Raw genomic sequence first — 15,979 nt, 5'->3', positions numbered from 1 at the left:
GTAAATCCAGTACGTCCAGTAAATCCTGTTCTACCTGTAGGGCCAGTAGGGCCTTGAACACCTATTGTTCCTATATTAGTTATGGTGCCATCTTCTGCAGTGTAGGTAAATGTTCCGTTTCCATTGTCTACTAAAGTCGATATGGTTTCTGTTACACTTCCTCCACCATTTGATAAGGTTATGGTGTTTCCACTTTGACTTAGTATTTGTATTTCATTGGTTGGATCTGAATCTTGATCATTTATAAGAGAAGTTAAATCAACAGATCCACCATTCTCTAATGTTAATACGTTAGTAATTGGGTCAAATGATAATACTTGATTATCATTACCATTACATAAACTTGTCCAACTATTATTGCTAAATTGAAAAATACATTGATCATCTGTATTATACACTAAAGCTCCATTTAATGGAGTGAGTGCATTCATTTGAGTTGTATTGATTCTGGTTAAAACGAAAGCTTTATCCACGCTTTCTAGTTCCAAAATAGATGAAGCATCTATTTGATTTGGATTGTCACCAACTTTCACCTGTGCATATACATGGCTCAAAGATGAAAGTATACATATAAAAAGAAGTAATTTTACCTTCATAGGCTGTAGGAAATTTCTTTTCAAAAAAGAGTTTTACCTCTTTTTGTTTGGGGTTATCACGTAACTATTTTGTTTAAACAAAATTAGCCTTTTATCTAAGCTAAAATAGATAAGTTGCTAATATATTAATATTTTCTTAACTACAAAAATACATATTTAATCCGATTAAATGCAATTATTTTCGATAAAATACTTTTTTTGGTTTATTTTAATTTGAGTATGAGGTATGATTATTCAGTAGTAAAGAATGATTTTTTTGATATTGGGACTAAAAATAAAAATATTTTTATTTTTATTTATCATAAAATATAATACATTTGCGCCTGCAAAAGCGGGAGTAGCTCAGTTGGTAGAGCGTCAGCCTTCCAAGCTGAATGTCGCCAGTTCGAACCTGGTCTCCCGCTCAATGCCCCATCTTATAGGTGGGGTTTTTTATTTTTGAAAAAGAATTAATTAGATTTAGCTGTTTAAAGTTTTCTTTCAGTTTTTATTATGATAGATATTTATTGTAAAGAAATATTGTTATATGTTTAGATAAAATAAATATAAGAGTATTTTTATTTTTCGATATTAGATAAAATTATTTAGAGTAATTAAATGATAAGGAGATATTTTTTTGATATTAATTTTTGGTTAAAATCCCTTGGGCTAATTCTTTTCGCTTATTTAATTCATAGAATAGGATGGGAACAAACTTTAGTCTCTGTTAATAAAATTTCTTTTATTAATATTTGTGTAGCGATATTGATTTTATGGATTGCTTTTTATTTGAAAAGCCTTAGATGGAGAATTATTTCCAATTCTTATGGAATACCATTAGTTGGGTATAAGGCTTTTAAAATCTTTTTTATAGGACTTTTTTTAGCGAATATCACACCGGGTAAATTGGGAGATTTTGGAAGACTACTTTATATTAAAGATCATTTACCATCTCAAAAGATTGGATGGTCTAGTCTTATAATGGATCGTTTATTTGATCTATTTTGTCTATTGTTTTTTAGTTTTTTAGCCCTAATTTATTATCAAATTAATTTTCGTGTTTTGAAATACCCTACGGAATATAAAGGTTTAATTTGGTGGAGTTTAATTTTAATAGTTTTTGTTTTAGTTCTTTTTAAATTTAACCATCAGATTAGAAAAGTTATTAAACCATGGGTATTAGCTTTTAATTCTCATAATCTGGGATTCCTAAGAAGTTTGCAAAGTTTAATGATTACCTGTATTAGTATGGTGTTAATTTACGGAGTTTTTAATTATATAGCTTGGTCTATGGGTGTTGAGATTGATCATGTTGGATTATTTCTAGGTACTTTTATTTTAGGGATTTTGACCTTACTTCCGATTACGGTTTTAGGAATAGGAGTACGGGAAACATCTCTTATAGTTATTTTTAAGTTATATAACCTTCCAGCTGAAGATGCAATTGCATTATCACTTATCATTTTTCTTCTACAGCTCATATCCTTCATTCCTGGTGCTATTTGGTTTTATCTTTCACCAATAAATTTAAAAGATTTGAGAAAAATCTAATAAAACCTATTAGCTATTTAGCTAATCTTTCATTGTCTTGTATGTCCATCCACATAGCAAATAATAATGATTGGAATCCTGATATTGTTAAGAAAATAAATATGATTAGATAATCTGTAGGTGTTTTCGAATTAGGTATGAAAAAATTGGCTATTAATTGATATAGAAAATAACTATTTATAATGCCAATAATGAAGGCTACCCAATAAAGTAAGTATAAAGGATGAAAGCTTCTGTATAAGTACTTTGTTTGTAACCTTTTGAAAAAGCAACGAATAAGTAAAAAGAGTATAGGTAGAGAGACTTTAATGATGTTTAATTTTGATTTTTCGCCTACTCCGTAAATAGGTTTAATCTTTACTTCTCTAATAGTACAAAATGCAATATTTAATTTAACTAAAAGATCATTTGGCATTCCGTATCTTTTATAGATATCATAAAGTGGTACAGAATTTAGTGCATTATTAGATATAGCTGTATATCCACTTTGTGTATCAGATACTCCCCAATAACCAGAGGCAACCTTAGTTAAAATACTAAGAATTGAATTTCCTAAGAACCGTACTCTTGGTATAATAACCCATGCGCTTTTATGTATTAATCTGTTTCCTTTTACATAATCTATATCTTCTTCTACAACCGGTTTACATATGGATTCTAGTTCGTCAGGATCCATTTGTCCATCTCCTGCCATAACAGCCGTACAATCAATATCATGGTCTTTACACCATTTGTATCCAGTTGCTATCGCAGCACCAACTCCGCCATTGGTAAGATGTTTAATTACAATTATTTTTTCTTCATCAGGATTTTTATTTATAATTTCGGATGGAGTAAACTTTTGTATTTCATCAATACTTTTTTGTCTTACTTCAATATCTGCGCGATTATAAATGTTTGGCGTAATTTCACTTTTTAAGTTAGATGTTAGTTTAAATGTGGAAGAATTATTGGTTAAATGCTTCATAACAGTTCCAACTGTATCATCCTTAGAAGCATCATCTACAACTATTATTCGATCAACAAATGATGGCATACTATCGAGAACCATCATTATTTGCTGTGATTCATTATAACAAGGAACTACTACTGCAATTGTTTTATTATTAAGCATTGTGAATTATTTTGTACTTGGTGTTATTTGTTTATGTTGTCTGTTGCCCATCTAAGGTTATTCTTAGCTAATTGAAAGTCAGGGTCAATTTCTAAAGCTTTTTTGCAAGCCTCTTCTCCTAATTCCCATTTTTTTAATTGATTGTAAGCCGCACATAAATTATTGTAAGCGTTAATGTTTTTTGGATCAAGTTTTAGAATTATTTTACAAGTTTCAATAACTTTTTCATAATTTTTAATGTCATAATACCTTAAACTAAGCTCTATGTAATTTTCTAGAGAATTATTATTTGTTATATTATTTTCAAGTTTAGTTATTTCTTGTTTATGGTTATTTGTGTTTCCTGAAATCTTAGCTAACAATTCTTTTGATCTTATATGATTAGGGCTTTTTTGAATAGCTAAGTTGAGATATTTTTCCGCTTCAATATATCGCTCTTTATCAATCAGGAAAATAGCATAACAATATTCCGGATCTGGAGAAGAAGAATTAAGGTTGAGTGCTTTTTTAAAGTGTTCTATGGCTTTTGCTTCATTATTAGTTGAATGATAGAGTATCCCTAGATTTATATGTAATACATAGTAATTAGGAAGAAGCTTAAGTGCTTTGTTAAAATATAGGAGAGCGTTTTCGTAATCTCCTTTTGCCATATGAGTTAGTCCATAATTCATCAAACCTCGTCCGTTTTTAGGACTTTTTTCGGTTACATCATACCATAATGTTTCTGGAGAAGACCATACCTCAGTTCTTTTAATTACACCTATTCCGTGAGCAATGAAAATTAATATGGATATTGAAATTACGATTGTTTTGTATTTTTTAAATAATTCTAATTTTTTAAGTAATAAAACCGTTCCATATGGAATTGCTATAAAAAGGCCTATATAAGGAAAGAAGGTTCTATGGTCATTTGCTATTTGAAATAAAGGATTAATTGCGGTAGGAAGGAGTGCTATAAAGAACCACGCTATTCCAAAAGAGATTGGTCTTAGTTTTTTATTAAAGGATGTTTTAATCATTAAAACAAACAAAGAAACGATAATGAGTAACCCAAAAATATTCTTAAAATGATACCAAGGTTTAATAATAGCAAGATCAGGGTCAGCGCTTAAATTTACAGGTAATATGAAATTTCCTAAATAATGTATTGTGACATACCATTGCGTGCTGAAATATTCAAATCGCGAAACATCATAATTCGTGGAGTGTGTCGAAGAAGGGGTTAGAAAATATTGATTAAATACAAAAAGAGAGATAGCTATTATCCCAGCAGGAGCTATCTTTTTCAGGTATTTATAAATTTTGGATGCGGTATTAGTTTTAAAACTTGTTAACAAGGATTCTTCCTCAAATAGTAGTATGTATATAGATAAAATAGGAAAAAACATAACCCCTGTTTGTTTTGTCCAAATTCCGATTATCATTGTAATTAAATATAAAAACCATTTTCTGCCAAACGGATGTATATATAAAAGAAGAGAAATAACAATACACAGTGTGGAAAAAGAGTCAGAACGAGCACATATATAATTAATTGTTTCTGCATTAGCAGTATGTAAAGCAAACCACGCGGTACCAAAAAAAGCAATAATCCCAATATATTTATTCGCTTCTTCAGAAATTTCATATATATGTTTAGTGAGTAAATAAACGAGAATGATAAGTACTAAAAACCAGAAAAAGATATGATAATGGAAATATGTAGATTTTAAACCTCCAGCTAAAGAATAATCAATAGCATTCATTAATGTGATCATAGGTCGATAAGCTCTGTTAGCAGGTAAGGAGCTAAAAGTGTCTGCATCGGTGAAAAAATCAGTCCAATTTTTTAAACTTCGAATAGATTCATTTTCAGATATGGTATGTTTATCATCAAAGAAGAAAGGGTTGTCAAAATGACCTATATAAAAAATAATAGTAGCCCCGATAATAAGCATCAAGATAAAAATCTCAAATTTTCTAGAAGCGAAATCTTTAAACATATATTTTCTAAGTTTTTTTAGAAAGTAATTATCAATACAATATAAACAATCTTTTTATAGCTGCGCCTATTGAAAGCTGTCGTTGTTATAAATCCGTTTTGGTGTTAAATATACTAGTTTTAAGTTGTGTTTATGATATTGTTACTTATAAAAAAATACAGCGTCTTGTGTACTTCTTATTTTAAAACAAATAGAACGATTTATTTTATATTTGAAGATCTTTAAAAAAATAAACTTTAATAATTTTTAGATTGTACTTATGGATACGGGATATTTTGCTCACGAAACAGCTGTTATTGATTCGGATTGTAAAATAGGAAAGAGTACCAAAATTTGGCATTTTTCTCATATTATGTCAGGATCTATAATTGGAGAGAAATGTAATATTGGTCAAAACGTTGTAATTTCTCCAGAAGTAGTTTTAGGAAATAATGTAAAAGTTCAGAATAATGTTTCTTTATATACAGGAGTTACTTGTGATGATAATGTTTTCCTTGGGCCTTCTTGCGTTTTTACCAATGTTATTAACCCTAGGAGTATTGTAAATAGAAGAGGGGAGTATGCTAAAACCCATGTTGGCGAAGGTGCAACAATAGGAGCGAATGCCACTATTGTTTGTGGTAATAACATTGGTAAATATGCTTTTATTGGTGCCGGTTCAGTTATTACTAAAGAAGTAAAACCATATTCATTGATGGTGGGTAACCCTGCAAAACAAATAGGGTGGATGAGTGAGTATGGATCTAGGTTGGTTTTTGATATAAAAAATAAGGCAGTTTGCTCTGAAAGTAAAGAACAATATGAACTTATTGATGAAACTGTTTCTAAAATTTAATTTATGAATAATAAAAATTTTGCAATTATGGGTGTTGGAGGTTATATCGCCCCTAGACATCTTAAAGCAATTAAGGATACCAATAATAATTTGATAGCAGCTTTAGATAAGTTTGATAGTGTAGGTGTTATTGATAGTTATTTTCCAGATTCCGATTTTTTTGTAGAATTTGAACGTTTTGATCGGCATATTGAAAAACTGAAAAGAAGAAAAAATATTCAGTTGGATTATGTAAGTATATGTACCCCAAATTACTTACATGATTCGCATATTAGAATGGCTTTAAGAAGAGGAGCAAGTGCAATTTGTGAAAAACCCTTGGTTCTTAATCCCTGGAATATTGATACATTAATAGAAATAGAAAGTGAATCGGTAGGAAATGTAAATACGATACTTCAGTTAAGATTGCATCCTAGTATTATTGCTTTAAAAGAAAAAGTTGATAATGGTCCAAATGATAAAATATATGATTTCGACTTAACCTATCTAACTTCTCGTGGTAATTGGTATCATGCTTCTTGGAAAGGTGATGTTTCAAAATCTGGCGGAATTGCAACAAATATTGGAGTTCATTTCTATGATATGTTATCTTGGGTTTTTGGAAAGGTTAAAGGAAACAAAGTTCATTTGTTAACAGATGATAGTGCCTCTGGATTTTTAGAATTTGAAAGAGCTAGAGTACGATGGTTTTTATCTATTAATTATGATAATATTCCCGATGCTATAAAAGCAGAAGGTAAACGTACATATCGTTCAATTACTATTGATAATGAAGAAATTGAATTTAGTACAGGCTTTACAGAGTTGCATACTAGAAGTTATGAAAGTATTTTAAAAGGAAAGGGATTTGGTTTGTTAGAAGCGAAACCTTCAATACAAATAGTTCACGACATTAGAAATGCTGAAATTTCTCCTTTAATTGGGGATTATCATCCTTTTATGAAGAGAGTTATTTAGCAAGTCTTTTTGTAGGAATTGTTTTTTTAAAATATATTAGAATTTGAGTAAAATTTAAAAAATGAAATTATCTATTATTAGCCCTGTATATAAAGCTGAAAATATAATACCTCTATTAATTGAGCGTATCAATCAAGGGGTAACCAAAGTAACAGATGATTATGAAATTATTTTAGTTGAAGATAATAGTCCAGACGATTCTTGGGCAATTATAAAGGATATAGCCACTATAAATAAAAAAGTTATAGGAATAAAGCTTAGTAGGAATTTTGGGCAGCATTATGCTATTACGGCTGGGTTACATAAAGCGACAGGGGATTGGATAGTAGTTATGGATTGTGATCTGCAAGATCAACCTGAAGAAATTGAAAAGCTTTATAATAAAACTAAAGAAGGATATGATATAGTGTTAGCACGAAGAAAAGTGCGAAAAGATAGTTTCTTTAAAAAAATGTTTTCAATCTTTTTTTATAAAATGTTGTCATTTTTCACGGATACAAAACAGGATAGAACAGTTGCTAATTTTGGGATATATCATAAGAAAGTTATAGAATCTGTTTTAAAAATGGGAGATGTTATTAGAGTTTTCCCAATTATGATTCAGTGGGTAGGGTTTAGTAAAACAGCAATTGATGTTGATCATTCTAAAAGAGAAATAGGCAAATCAACATATACTTTTTCAAAATTATTTAAGCTTGCTGTTAATACATTTTTGACATTTTCTAATAAACCATTAATGCTTACTGTTCGTTTTGGCTTTTTAATTTCCCTTTTTTCTTTTTTAGTAGGTTGTTATTATTTATTTAAATATTTAACCAATGGAATAGTAATTTTAGGTTACACCAGTCTTATATTGTCTATTTGGTTTTTGGCTGGTATTATTATATTCTCTATAGGAATTCTTGGTTTATATGTAGGTAAGATATTTGATACAGCAAAAAAAAGACCTACATTTATAATTGATGAAACTATAGAATGAAAGATTATAAAAACATTAAAGCAGAATATATAGAAGTAGGCAATAATACTATAATAGAGCCTACAGCTGTGATAAGAGGCCTTGATGGAAAGGCTAGTAGAATTGTAATAGGAGATAACTGTTACATAGGGGCTAATGTTCAAATTATTGTAGATGAATTTAGTTTAGGCGATTACTCAAAAATTCATCACGATACTAATATACATGGTTATAAGCCTTGTAAAATTGGTCATAATGCGTGGGTCGGACAATTTACAATAATAGATTCAATAGGTGGAGTTTCTATAGGTAATAATTGTGGTATAGGAGCTCAATCTCAATTGTGGAGTCATATTAAATACGGAGATACTCTAGAGGGATGTCGTTTTAAATCTGAACAAAAACTTGAAGTTGGAGATGATGTATGGTTTGTTGGCCATTGTATAGTGTCTCCTATTAAGGCTAAGAATAAATCTTTAGCTTTAGCAGGATCAGTTGTTACGTCGGACATGGAGTATAATCGAATCTATGGCGGTGCACCAGCAAAAGATTTAACCGATAAAGTAGGAAATCAATTTATGGAAGTTTCTTTGTCTGAAAAAACAAGAAAAATGCAAGAATATATTGTAGCTGCTGGTATAGAAAGTAGTACTATAGAAATTATTCAATACGAAAGTGAAATAAAAAGTGATAAAATCTCATATTTTATAGTGTCGTCAAGAAATTATACAAAAAGAGGAACTCCAGAGGAAATTGCGTTCATGAAATTTTTACTGCCTGACAAAGCAAAATTCACACCTATTTAATAATTTTAGATTTTCTTCTTATAATTACTAAAAATCTTTTGACTAAAGAATTTGTATAAATTATACCTAGTTTATTAAAGACAATTTGGTTAATTTAACTTTTTGTAACTTAATTAATTTCGATGATTCCATTTAATAAACCCTATATGACTGGTGATGAACTGTACTATATAAAAGATGCGGTCACAAGAGGGAAAATTTCCGGTAACGGATATTATACCCGGAAATGTCATAATTTTTTTAAAGAAAATATAGGTTTTAGGAATTGTTTATTAACATCCTCTTGTACAGATGCCTTGGAAATGGCGGCAATACTTGTTGACATAAAGCCGGGAGACGAAGTTATAATACCTTCTTATACTTTCGTGTCTACAGCGAATGCCTTTGCGTTAAGAGGAGCAAAGATTATATTTGCAGATTCCCGTAGTGATGAGCCTAATATTGATGCAACCTTGTTAGAAGGATTAATTTCTAGTAAAACAAAAGCTATAGTTGTGGTTCATTATGCAGGAGTGTCTTGTGATATGGATACAGTTATGCATATAGCGAATGAACATAATTTGTTCGTTGTAGAAGATGCAGCTCAAGCTATAGATTCTTATTATAAAGATAAACCACTTGGTACCATAGGTCATTTGGCAGCCTTTTCATTTCATGAAACAAAAAACATTATTTCAGGAGAAGGGGGGATGTTAGTAATAAATGATAAACGTTTTGATAAAAGAGCTGAAATTATATGGGAAAAAGGGACAAATAGATCTGCTTTTTTTAGAGGAGAAGTAGATAAATACTCTTGGGTAGATGTTGGATCTTCTTTTTTACCATCTGATGTTACTGCAGCTTTTTTATATGCTCAATTAGAGAATTTGAAGAAAATTCAATCCAGAAGAACAACTTTATGGTATACATATTATGAAGGACTTAAAATGCTTGAGAGTCAAGGCTTACTAAGGTTGCCAAAAATACCAGCATATGCCACGTGTAATGGTCATCTGTTTTATATTGTTTGTGAACATATAGAAGAAAGAAGTCAGTTGATTAACTATTTAAAAGATAATGGAGTATATGCGGTTTTTCATTATGTGTCTCTTCATAAAAGCCCTTTTTATAAGACCGTAAAAGATAGTATAAAGTTAAAGAATTGTGAGATGTTTTCTGAGAGATTAGTACGATTACCACTGTACTATGAATTACATATGGAAGATCAAAACAAAATAATAAATCTAATCACAAGTTTTTTCGATAAAAAATAAGTATTACATGGAATTTGTTCTTAAAAAAATGATGAATTGCCGAAATGGTTTTATATTAAGTGCTTTTGTTATCGGATTGACCATGATGTTTTTAAGTAAAGATTATGGCCCGTTAGAAGATGCGAAAATACATCAGGATCACGGTGTCAGACTTCTGAATTATTTTAAAGGAATAGATGACGTGGCAAGTTTAAGCCCAATTGATGAAAAAGGTAATTATATCGATGTAGCTTTAAGTCAGGAACATGAAAATCGTGGTATGAATGGCTTTGGTGGCTTTTTTGATTTATTCACTAATTTTTTACACCAGTTTTTTGATTTTTATAACATATATGCTTTTAAAAACCTGATAAATTCAATTTTTGGTTTTCTATTATTTTTATTTTGCGGGTTGATAGGAAGAGAAATAGGGGATTGGAGATCTGGATTATTAGCTTTATTGTTTGTTGTTTTATGTCCAGTATTTTTTGGATATTCAATGAATAATCCCAAAGATATTCCAGCTGCCGCATTTTATATGTTTTCTTTATTTCATATAATAAAACTATTAAAAGAGTTACCTGTAATTACATTAAAAAGGGCTATTTTCTTGATATTAAATATTTCATTATTAATAAATATCAGGGTTATTGGTTTGATGGTTATCGGATATCTTGTTTTAGCGGTTTTTTTATGGTGGTGCTTACAAAATTATGAATCAAGGTTTAAAGAGGTTCAAAGGAAAGAAACATTACTTTTATTTGCTAAAACTATAGGTATTTCTATACTGTCTTATCTTGCTGTGAGCATTTTTTGGCCGCATGTGCAAACAAACCCCTTGAAAGCTCCTGTTGAGATTTTGTTTAAGATGGGAGAGTTTAGAGGATTTGAGAACCTACAATTATTTGAAGGAGTCTGGAAAAGTAGTTTCGATATGCCCTGGTATTATGCGATAAAAAATTTATTTATTATAATGATGCCGTTGCACGCTTTTTTAGGTTTTTTCCTTATTCCTATACTTTATTTTAGAAACTCAAAGCAAAATATACTTAGACTTACAATGGTTTTATTTGCATCAGTGTTTCCAATGATCTTAATCATTATTGCAAACCCAAATAGCCATGACGGTTCTAGACAGTTCATGTTCTTGGTATTACCTATGGTTATATTAAGTGCAGCTAGTTGGTGCAAATTATTCACTATAATACCTGCCAAAAATATTGTCAGAGCTGTTTTTGTTTTTGTGGTATTTCTCATGTTACAACCATTAAAATTTATGATACAGTATCATCCATTACAAGCACTTTATTTTAGTCCAATTATTGGTGGTGTATCTGGAGCTTTTGGTAATTATGAAATAGATTATTATGGGGTAGCGGTAAAATCAGCTGTAGATTGGTTAGAGGAAAATGTTGGAGATAAAGATAATCCGCCAAAAGTTCGAATGTATTATGGTAGTCAGACCAAACTAGATTATCAAGAAGGAGAAAAAACAGGTTTATATTATATGAAGGATAGAAGATACTCTTTAGAGTGGGATTATTCTATTGTTATGTTAGCTGAAGGTAAATATGAAAAAGATCATCTGAACGTGAATTGGTCTAAAGATCATACAGTGCACGAAATTAAAATAGATGATATACCTGTCTGTTTTATTATAAAGAATCATAAAAATTTAGGAAAGCATATTGTTGAATTAAGAGAGAAGTTGAAAAAGAAACCTTCATCTAATAGTTTTGGACAGCTAGCGTTATTAGAATATGATAATAAAAATTACATCAATAGTGTTAATGCCTTAAAAGAGGCAGTCCGATTGGATCCAAATAATTATATAGCTTTTAATAACTTATGTTCTATTTATAATAATCTTTTACTTTTTGATGAGGCTAAATTGGCTTGCGAAAAAGCACTATTAATTAAGTCAAATATGGAATTGGCAAAAAATAATTTGAGAAATTCTAATGATGGAATTCAGAGAAGGAAAACTAAAAACTTAACAATAAAGGAGTATAATTTTATAAGTGATAATTATTATAAGTTAGGAAATCAAAGAAAGAGTATTGTTGCTACTGAAGAGCTATTAGAAAAGGATCCAGAAAACCCAATTGCATATAATAACTTATGCACTTCATATAATCGTTTAGGACAATACAAAAAAGCAATTAAATTCTGTGAAATAGCAATAAAACTTGCTCCAAATTTTCAGATGGCAAAGAATAACTTGAAATGGGCGAAGGAGTCTTTGAAAGAAGCGGAAAATTAGTTTTTTGAGGTGAGATTATGTTGGTTATTTTTATCAATTATAGATTTTTCCTGCTAGTTGAAAAGCTAGTTTCTAATTCCGATTATTCATTGGAAGATTTTAAAGCTATTACAGAGTGCTCCTGTTCTCCGGAAGCATAGTGTAAATTGTTGTTTTCTAAATTTTTATTTGATTTAGAATTAATTTTAATCAGATATTTTTTTATAGTTATTAGGTAGTCAAATTTATTAAAATACGAGCATCAAACTACTTTTTTAAAAAATAGAAAACCCAGTCAAAGTAGTTAATCTTTCTAATGCATACATTCCTAATTCAGAATTTCCTTTAGGGTTTAATGGAGGGCTCCAAGTTGTAACGGCATATTGACCTGGATGAATAGCAGCAATTCCTCCGCCAACACCACTTTTGCCGGGTAAGCCTACTCTAAAACTAAATTCTCCAGCTTCGTCATAAAAACCGCAGGTTTGCATAATAGCATTGATACGTTTTATTTTTCTTTCCGAGATTATTTGCTTTTTGTCAAATAGAGTCCTCCCAGAATTTGCATAAACCATAAAGGCAGTCGCTAATTCTTTACAAGACATGGCGATAGAGCATTGAAAAATATAGAGGTCCAAAACTGTTTCAATATCGTTTTTGACATTACCAAAAGATTTCATTAGATGCAATAATGAAGCATTCCTATTACTATATTTTTTTTCAGAATTAAAAACTTTTAAGTTAATATTAATCCCAGTATTTCCAGTAATTTCATGAATAAAATCTAAAAGTTGTTTCTTAGGGTTGTCTAGTGTAGAAACCAAAATATCAGCAATGACCAAGGCTCCAGAATTGATTAATGGATTTCTTGGTATTCCGTTCTCATATTCTAATTGTACTAAAGAATTGAAAGGGTCTCCAGAAGGTTCTACATCAACTCTTTCAAATAACTCGTCATTTAATAAAGACATGGCTAATGTTAAAGAAAATACCTTAGATATACTTTGGATAGAAAACTGTTCCTCTTCATTACCAAAACCATAATGACCAGAGTTGATGCAATATAAATGCATTCCAAATTTATTTGGGTCTACTTTGGCCAATTCAGGAATGTAGGAAGCTACTTTTCCTTTGTTTTGTTTAGTAGATAATTCTTCTTTAATAGTATCAAGAATTTTTTGATATTGCATATGAAATTTAATTTAGCGCTGATAAAGAACTTTTTGACGTTATTTCATAAGGAGTTTTATTTTGTTCAAAAACTCTGGCTGATAAATCACCTTCTAATATGATGTTGTTATCTAAAATTCTTAACCAACTCCCTTCTCTAAGTCCAACTACTGGTTGTGGGTTTAAATTATGAAACTCTTTAATACGTGTTTCTCTAGTTTCTCCTTTATGAGTAGATTTTGGATTAGGGTCTAAATAATGAGCATTTATATTAAAAGGCATAATTCCTAATGTTTTAATGCTAGGCGGATGTACGATAGGCATATCGTTAGTTGTTTGCATCGTAAGTCCACAAATGTTACTCCCTGCACTAGTACCTAGATATGGAATTCCGGAATCAATTGCCCGCTTAAGAGGCTCAAGTACATTGTTTCTATATAATTGATCTACTAGTAAGAAAGTGTTTCCTCCGCCAGTAAAAATCCCTTGCGTGTTTTCGAATGCTTCTGCAATATCAGGAAACATATGAACGCCAAGTATTCTTTTATTTATTTTTTTGAAAATATTATTGACTCCAATAGTATATTCATCATGTGAGATTCCCCCCGGGCGTGCATATGGAATAAACAATATTTGGTCAGAATCTTTATAAAGTTCAATTAAGGCATCAAATAAATATTCTAACGGACCACTTCCGTGGATAGTAGAGGTACTCGCAATGATACAGTTTTGCATAAAATTGTTTTTAGTAAAGGTAGTTTAACGTTTTCTTATAAAGAAATCTTCAAAACATATTGAAAAATTATAGTATCTTGAATACATACAAATTTAACCCAGCTAACTATGAAAATGAAATTATCCCTACTCTTTATATGTTTTACAATTAGTTTTTCTTTTGCTCAGATAACTTCACGAGTTATGATTGATGGTCGTGTTAGCGCACCCATTGGGGATGATGTAGAGGGAGTTGTTGTTTATAACCTGACTACAAAAAAAGGAACTATCACAGATGATAAAGGTAATTTTAGGATAAGTGTTGGAACCAATGATAAGCTAGAAGTAATAGCTATGCAATATCAGAAGTTCGTGGTGTTAATTGATAAAGGTGTATTAAATAATAGGCGATTGAATATTTTTTTAAATGAATCCGTTAATCTGTTGGAGGAGGTAATTGTTACGCCTTATGATCTGTTAGGAAATGTCTCTATTGATGTTAAAAAAATTGGTGTTTCAGAAAGCGGAATAGATGAAGTGGCTAAGCTTACTACAGATAGAATTAATGACACTGATTATGATTGGACTGCTGATGAATTATCTGAGCTAGAAAACAAAGTTTTTTTGGAGGATAGAATGATTTATGGACTTAATTTTGTGAACCTTTTTAAAGTAGTTTTTAAGAATAAAGATAATGGTGAGGATAATGTTCCAGCTGATATTGATGTTAAGGTTAGAAAAATGTACAATGATGAGTTTTTCAAAACAAATTTGGCTTTAGAAATGGATCAGATTAATGATTTTATCTTTTTTGCAGAAGAAAATGGATTAGATAAATCATATCTAGAGGAAGGAAATGAGTTGAATCTTATCGAGTTTTTGGTATCTCAAAGTAAAGTTTATAAAGATCGTAAATAACCTTCTTCTTGATAACGCAACATTTTTAGTGGTCTTTCGTCTTTTGAATTAGTATGGCGGAGTTTCTGAGTTTATCTATTTGAGAGCGTATCGAATCTGGTCATAAAACTAATTCATCATATGGTCAGAATTTTACCTATTCTTATATTTCTTTTTATTTCAACTAATACTTTTGGACAATCTCAAAACCTAAAAGGAACTATTGTAGCAGATTCATTGGAAGGATTTGCCATAAATATTGTAAACTACACAAAAAAGATTGGGACTACTAATGATGAAAAAGGCTACTTCGAAATCCCTGCAGCAATTAATGATTCAATTATTTTTTCTTCTGTTCAGTATGATATTGTTTCTCTTATAGTTGTAGAATCAGATATAAGTAACGATAATTTTCAAATAAAATTAACTCCGATAGTCACAAAACTAGATCAAGTTAATGTTAGTGACATTAATCTTTCAGGGAATGTAGATAAAGATACTAAGGGTATTGAAATTAAACCTTTTGTTAATAATCGTAGTTTAGGACTTCCGTTTAGAGATATAAAACAACCTACTCAAATAGAAAGAAAGATTTATACAGCGAAATCCGGAATTATAGATCGACCGATTAATTATCTAAATGGAACTTTGAAGAAGTTAAAAAAGATAAAAGCTATTCAGGATCTAGATCGATTAATTCAAAGAGGAGAAACCTCATTTAGTGTAACCTTTTTTACAAATGATTTAGGGTTAAACGAGGATTTGATTTCTGATTTTATGTATTACTGTGCAGAAGACAGTTATTTCGAAAATTTGTTAGAGAATACTAAAAAGCTATCGTTGCTAGAGTTTTTTCAAGTCAAGGTAAAGTCTTATAAGAAAATTAAAGAAATCGATTGATACTCTTCTTTTTTATTTAATAAGATATTTTTGGCACAATATTTTA

Annotated in this window: 14 protein-coding genes and 1 tRNA gene; 10 read left to right on the top strand and 5 right to left on the bottom strand. The window is 30.1% G+C overall.

Going from position 1 to position 15,979, the window contains the following annotated elements; all coding sequences use genetic code 11:
• Positions 1-620, bottom strand: a 620-nt coding sequence (locus BMY33_RS21810; protein ID WP_211482418.1) for a hypothetical protein, incomplete at its 3' end; no start/stop codon positions are given.
• A 307-nt stretch (positions 621-927) separates the two neighbouring features.
• Here BMY33_RS21810 and BMY33_RS21805 point away from each other — a divergent pair.
• A tRNA-Gly gene (locus tag BMY33_RS21805) sits at positions 928-1,000 on the top strand.
• A 193-nt stretch (positions 1,001-1,193) separates the two neighbouring features.
• Positions 1,194-2,126, top strand: a complete 933-nt coding sequence (locus BMY33_RS21800; RefSeq protein ID WP_091412445.1) for a lysylphosphatidylglycerol synthase transmembrane domain-containing protein — start codon at positions 1,194-1,196, stop codon at positions 2,124-2,126.
• A gap of 13 nt (positions 2,127-2,139) precedes the next feature.
• Here the strand turns inward: BMY33_RS21800 and BMY33_RS21795 are convergent, their stop codons facing one another.
• Positions 2,140-3,240, bottom strand: a complete 1,101-nt coding sequence (locus tag BMY33_RS21795) for a glycosyltransferase family 2 protein (RefSeq protein ID WP_091412443.1) — start codon at positions 3,238-3,240, stop codon at positions 2,140-2,142.
• Positions 3,241-3,263: 23 nt separating this feature from the next.
• Positions 3,264-5,222 carry a tetratricopeptide repeat protein gene (locus BMY33_RS21790; RefSeq protein ID WP_091412441.1) on the bottom strand — a complete coding sequence of 653 codons (1,959 nt, stop codon included), beginning with the start codon at positions 5,220-5,222 and terminating at the stop codon, positions 3,264-3,266.
• A gap of 259 nt (positions 5,223-5,481) precedes the next feature.
• On the opposite strand from BMY33_RS21790, the gene BMY33_RS21785 reads away from it, so the two are divergent.
• The 6 genes from BMY33_RS21785 to BMY33_RS21760 all read left to right on the top strand — a co-directional run bounded on the left by BMY33_RS21785 (position 5,482) and on the right by BMY33_RS21760 (position 12,273).
• Entirely contained in the window at positions 5,482-6,057 is a 576-nt protein-coding gene (locus BMY33_RS21785; RefSeq protein ID WP_091412439.1) for an acyltransferase, read from the top strand.
• A gap of 3 nt (positions 6,058-6,060) precedes the next feature.
• A complete protein-coding gene (locus BMY33_RS21780) occupies positions 6,061-7,014 on the top strand; it encodes a Gfo/Idh/MocA family protein (protein ID WP_091412437.1) in 954 nt (317 codons plus the stop codon).
• Positions 7,015-7,075: 61 nt separating this feature from the next.
• On the top strand, positions 7,076-7,993 hold the full coding sequence (locus tag BMY33_RS21775; RefSeq protein ID WP_091412435.1) for a glycosyltransferase family 2 protein: 918 nt from the start codon (positions 7,076-7,078) through the stop codon (positions 7,991-7,993).
• Positions 7,990-8,778: an acyltransferase gene (locus tag BMY33_RS21770; RefSeq protein ID WP_091412433.1), complete on the top strand. Its 789-nt coding sequence runs from the start codon at positions 7,990-7,992 to the stop codon at positions 8,776-8,778. The genes BMY33_RS21775 and BMY33_RS21770 overlap by 4 nt, the downstream gene beginning before the upstream one ends.
• Before the next feature lie 122 nt (positions 8,779-8,900).
• Entirely contained in the window at positions 8,901-10,031 is a 1,131-nt protein-coding gene (rffA, locus tag BMY33_RS21765; RefSeq protein WP_091412431.1) for a dTDP-4-amino-4,6-dideoxygalactose transaminase, read from the top strand.
• A gap of 7 nt (positions 10,032-10,038) precedes the next feature.
• Positions 10,039-12,273 carry a hypothetical protein gene (locus BMY33_RS21760; protein ID WP_091412429.1) on the top strand — a complete coding sequence of 745 codons (2,235 nt, stop codon included), beginning with the start codon at positions 10,039-10,041 and terminating at the stop codon, positions 12,271-12,273.
• 254 nt (positions 12,274-12,527) lie between these two features.
• Here the strand turns inward: BMY33_RS21760 and BMY33_RS21755 are convergent, their stop codons facing one another.
• Together BMY33_RS21755 and pepE are read right to left on the bottom strand one after the other, a co-directional pair.
• The gene (locus tag BMY33_RS21755; protein WP_091412427.1) at positions 12,528-13,442 is read right to left on the bottom strand and encodes a glutaminase; all 915 of its coding nucleotides are present in this window, start codon (positions 13,440-13,442) and stop codon (positions 12,528-12,530) included.
• A gap of 7 nt (positions 13,443-13,449) precedes the next feature.
• A complete protein-coding gene (pepE, locus tag BMY33_RS21750; RefSeq protein ID WP_091412426.1) occupies positions 13,450-14,157 on the bottom strand; it encodes a dipeptidase PepE in 708 nt (235 codons plus the stop codon).
• A gap of 114 nt (positions 14,158-14,271) precedes the next feature.
• On the opposite strand from pepE, the gene BMY33_RS21745 reads away from it, so the two are divergent.
• Complete coding sequence (locus tag BMY33_RS21745) at positions 14,272-15,054, top strand: carboxypeptidase-like regulatory domain-containing protein (RefSeq protein WP_170837149.1); 783 nt, start codon at positions 14,272-14,274, stop codon at positions 15,052-15,054.
• 120 nt (positions 15,055-15,174) lie between these two features.
• On the top strand, positions 15,175-15,933 hold the full coding sequence (locus BMY33_RS21740) for a peptidase associated/transthyretin-like domain-containing protein (RefSeq protein ID WP_091412422.1): 759 nt from the start codon (positions 15,175-15,177) through the stop codon (positions 15,931-15,933).
• Positions 15,934-15,979: the final 46 nt, after the last annotated feature.

Origin of the sequence: Aquimarina amphilecti, assembly GCF_900109375.1 — a bacterium.
In the GTDB taxonomy this organism is placed as follows: Bacteria; Bacteroidota; Bacteroidia; order Flavobacteriales; family Flavobacteriaceae; genus Aquimarina; species Aquimarina amphilecti.
Note: the sequence above shows the minus strand (reverse complement) of the source record. Positions and strands in the feature narration are given on the sequence as shown.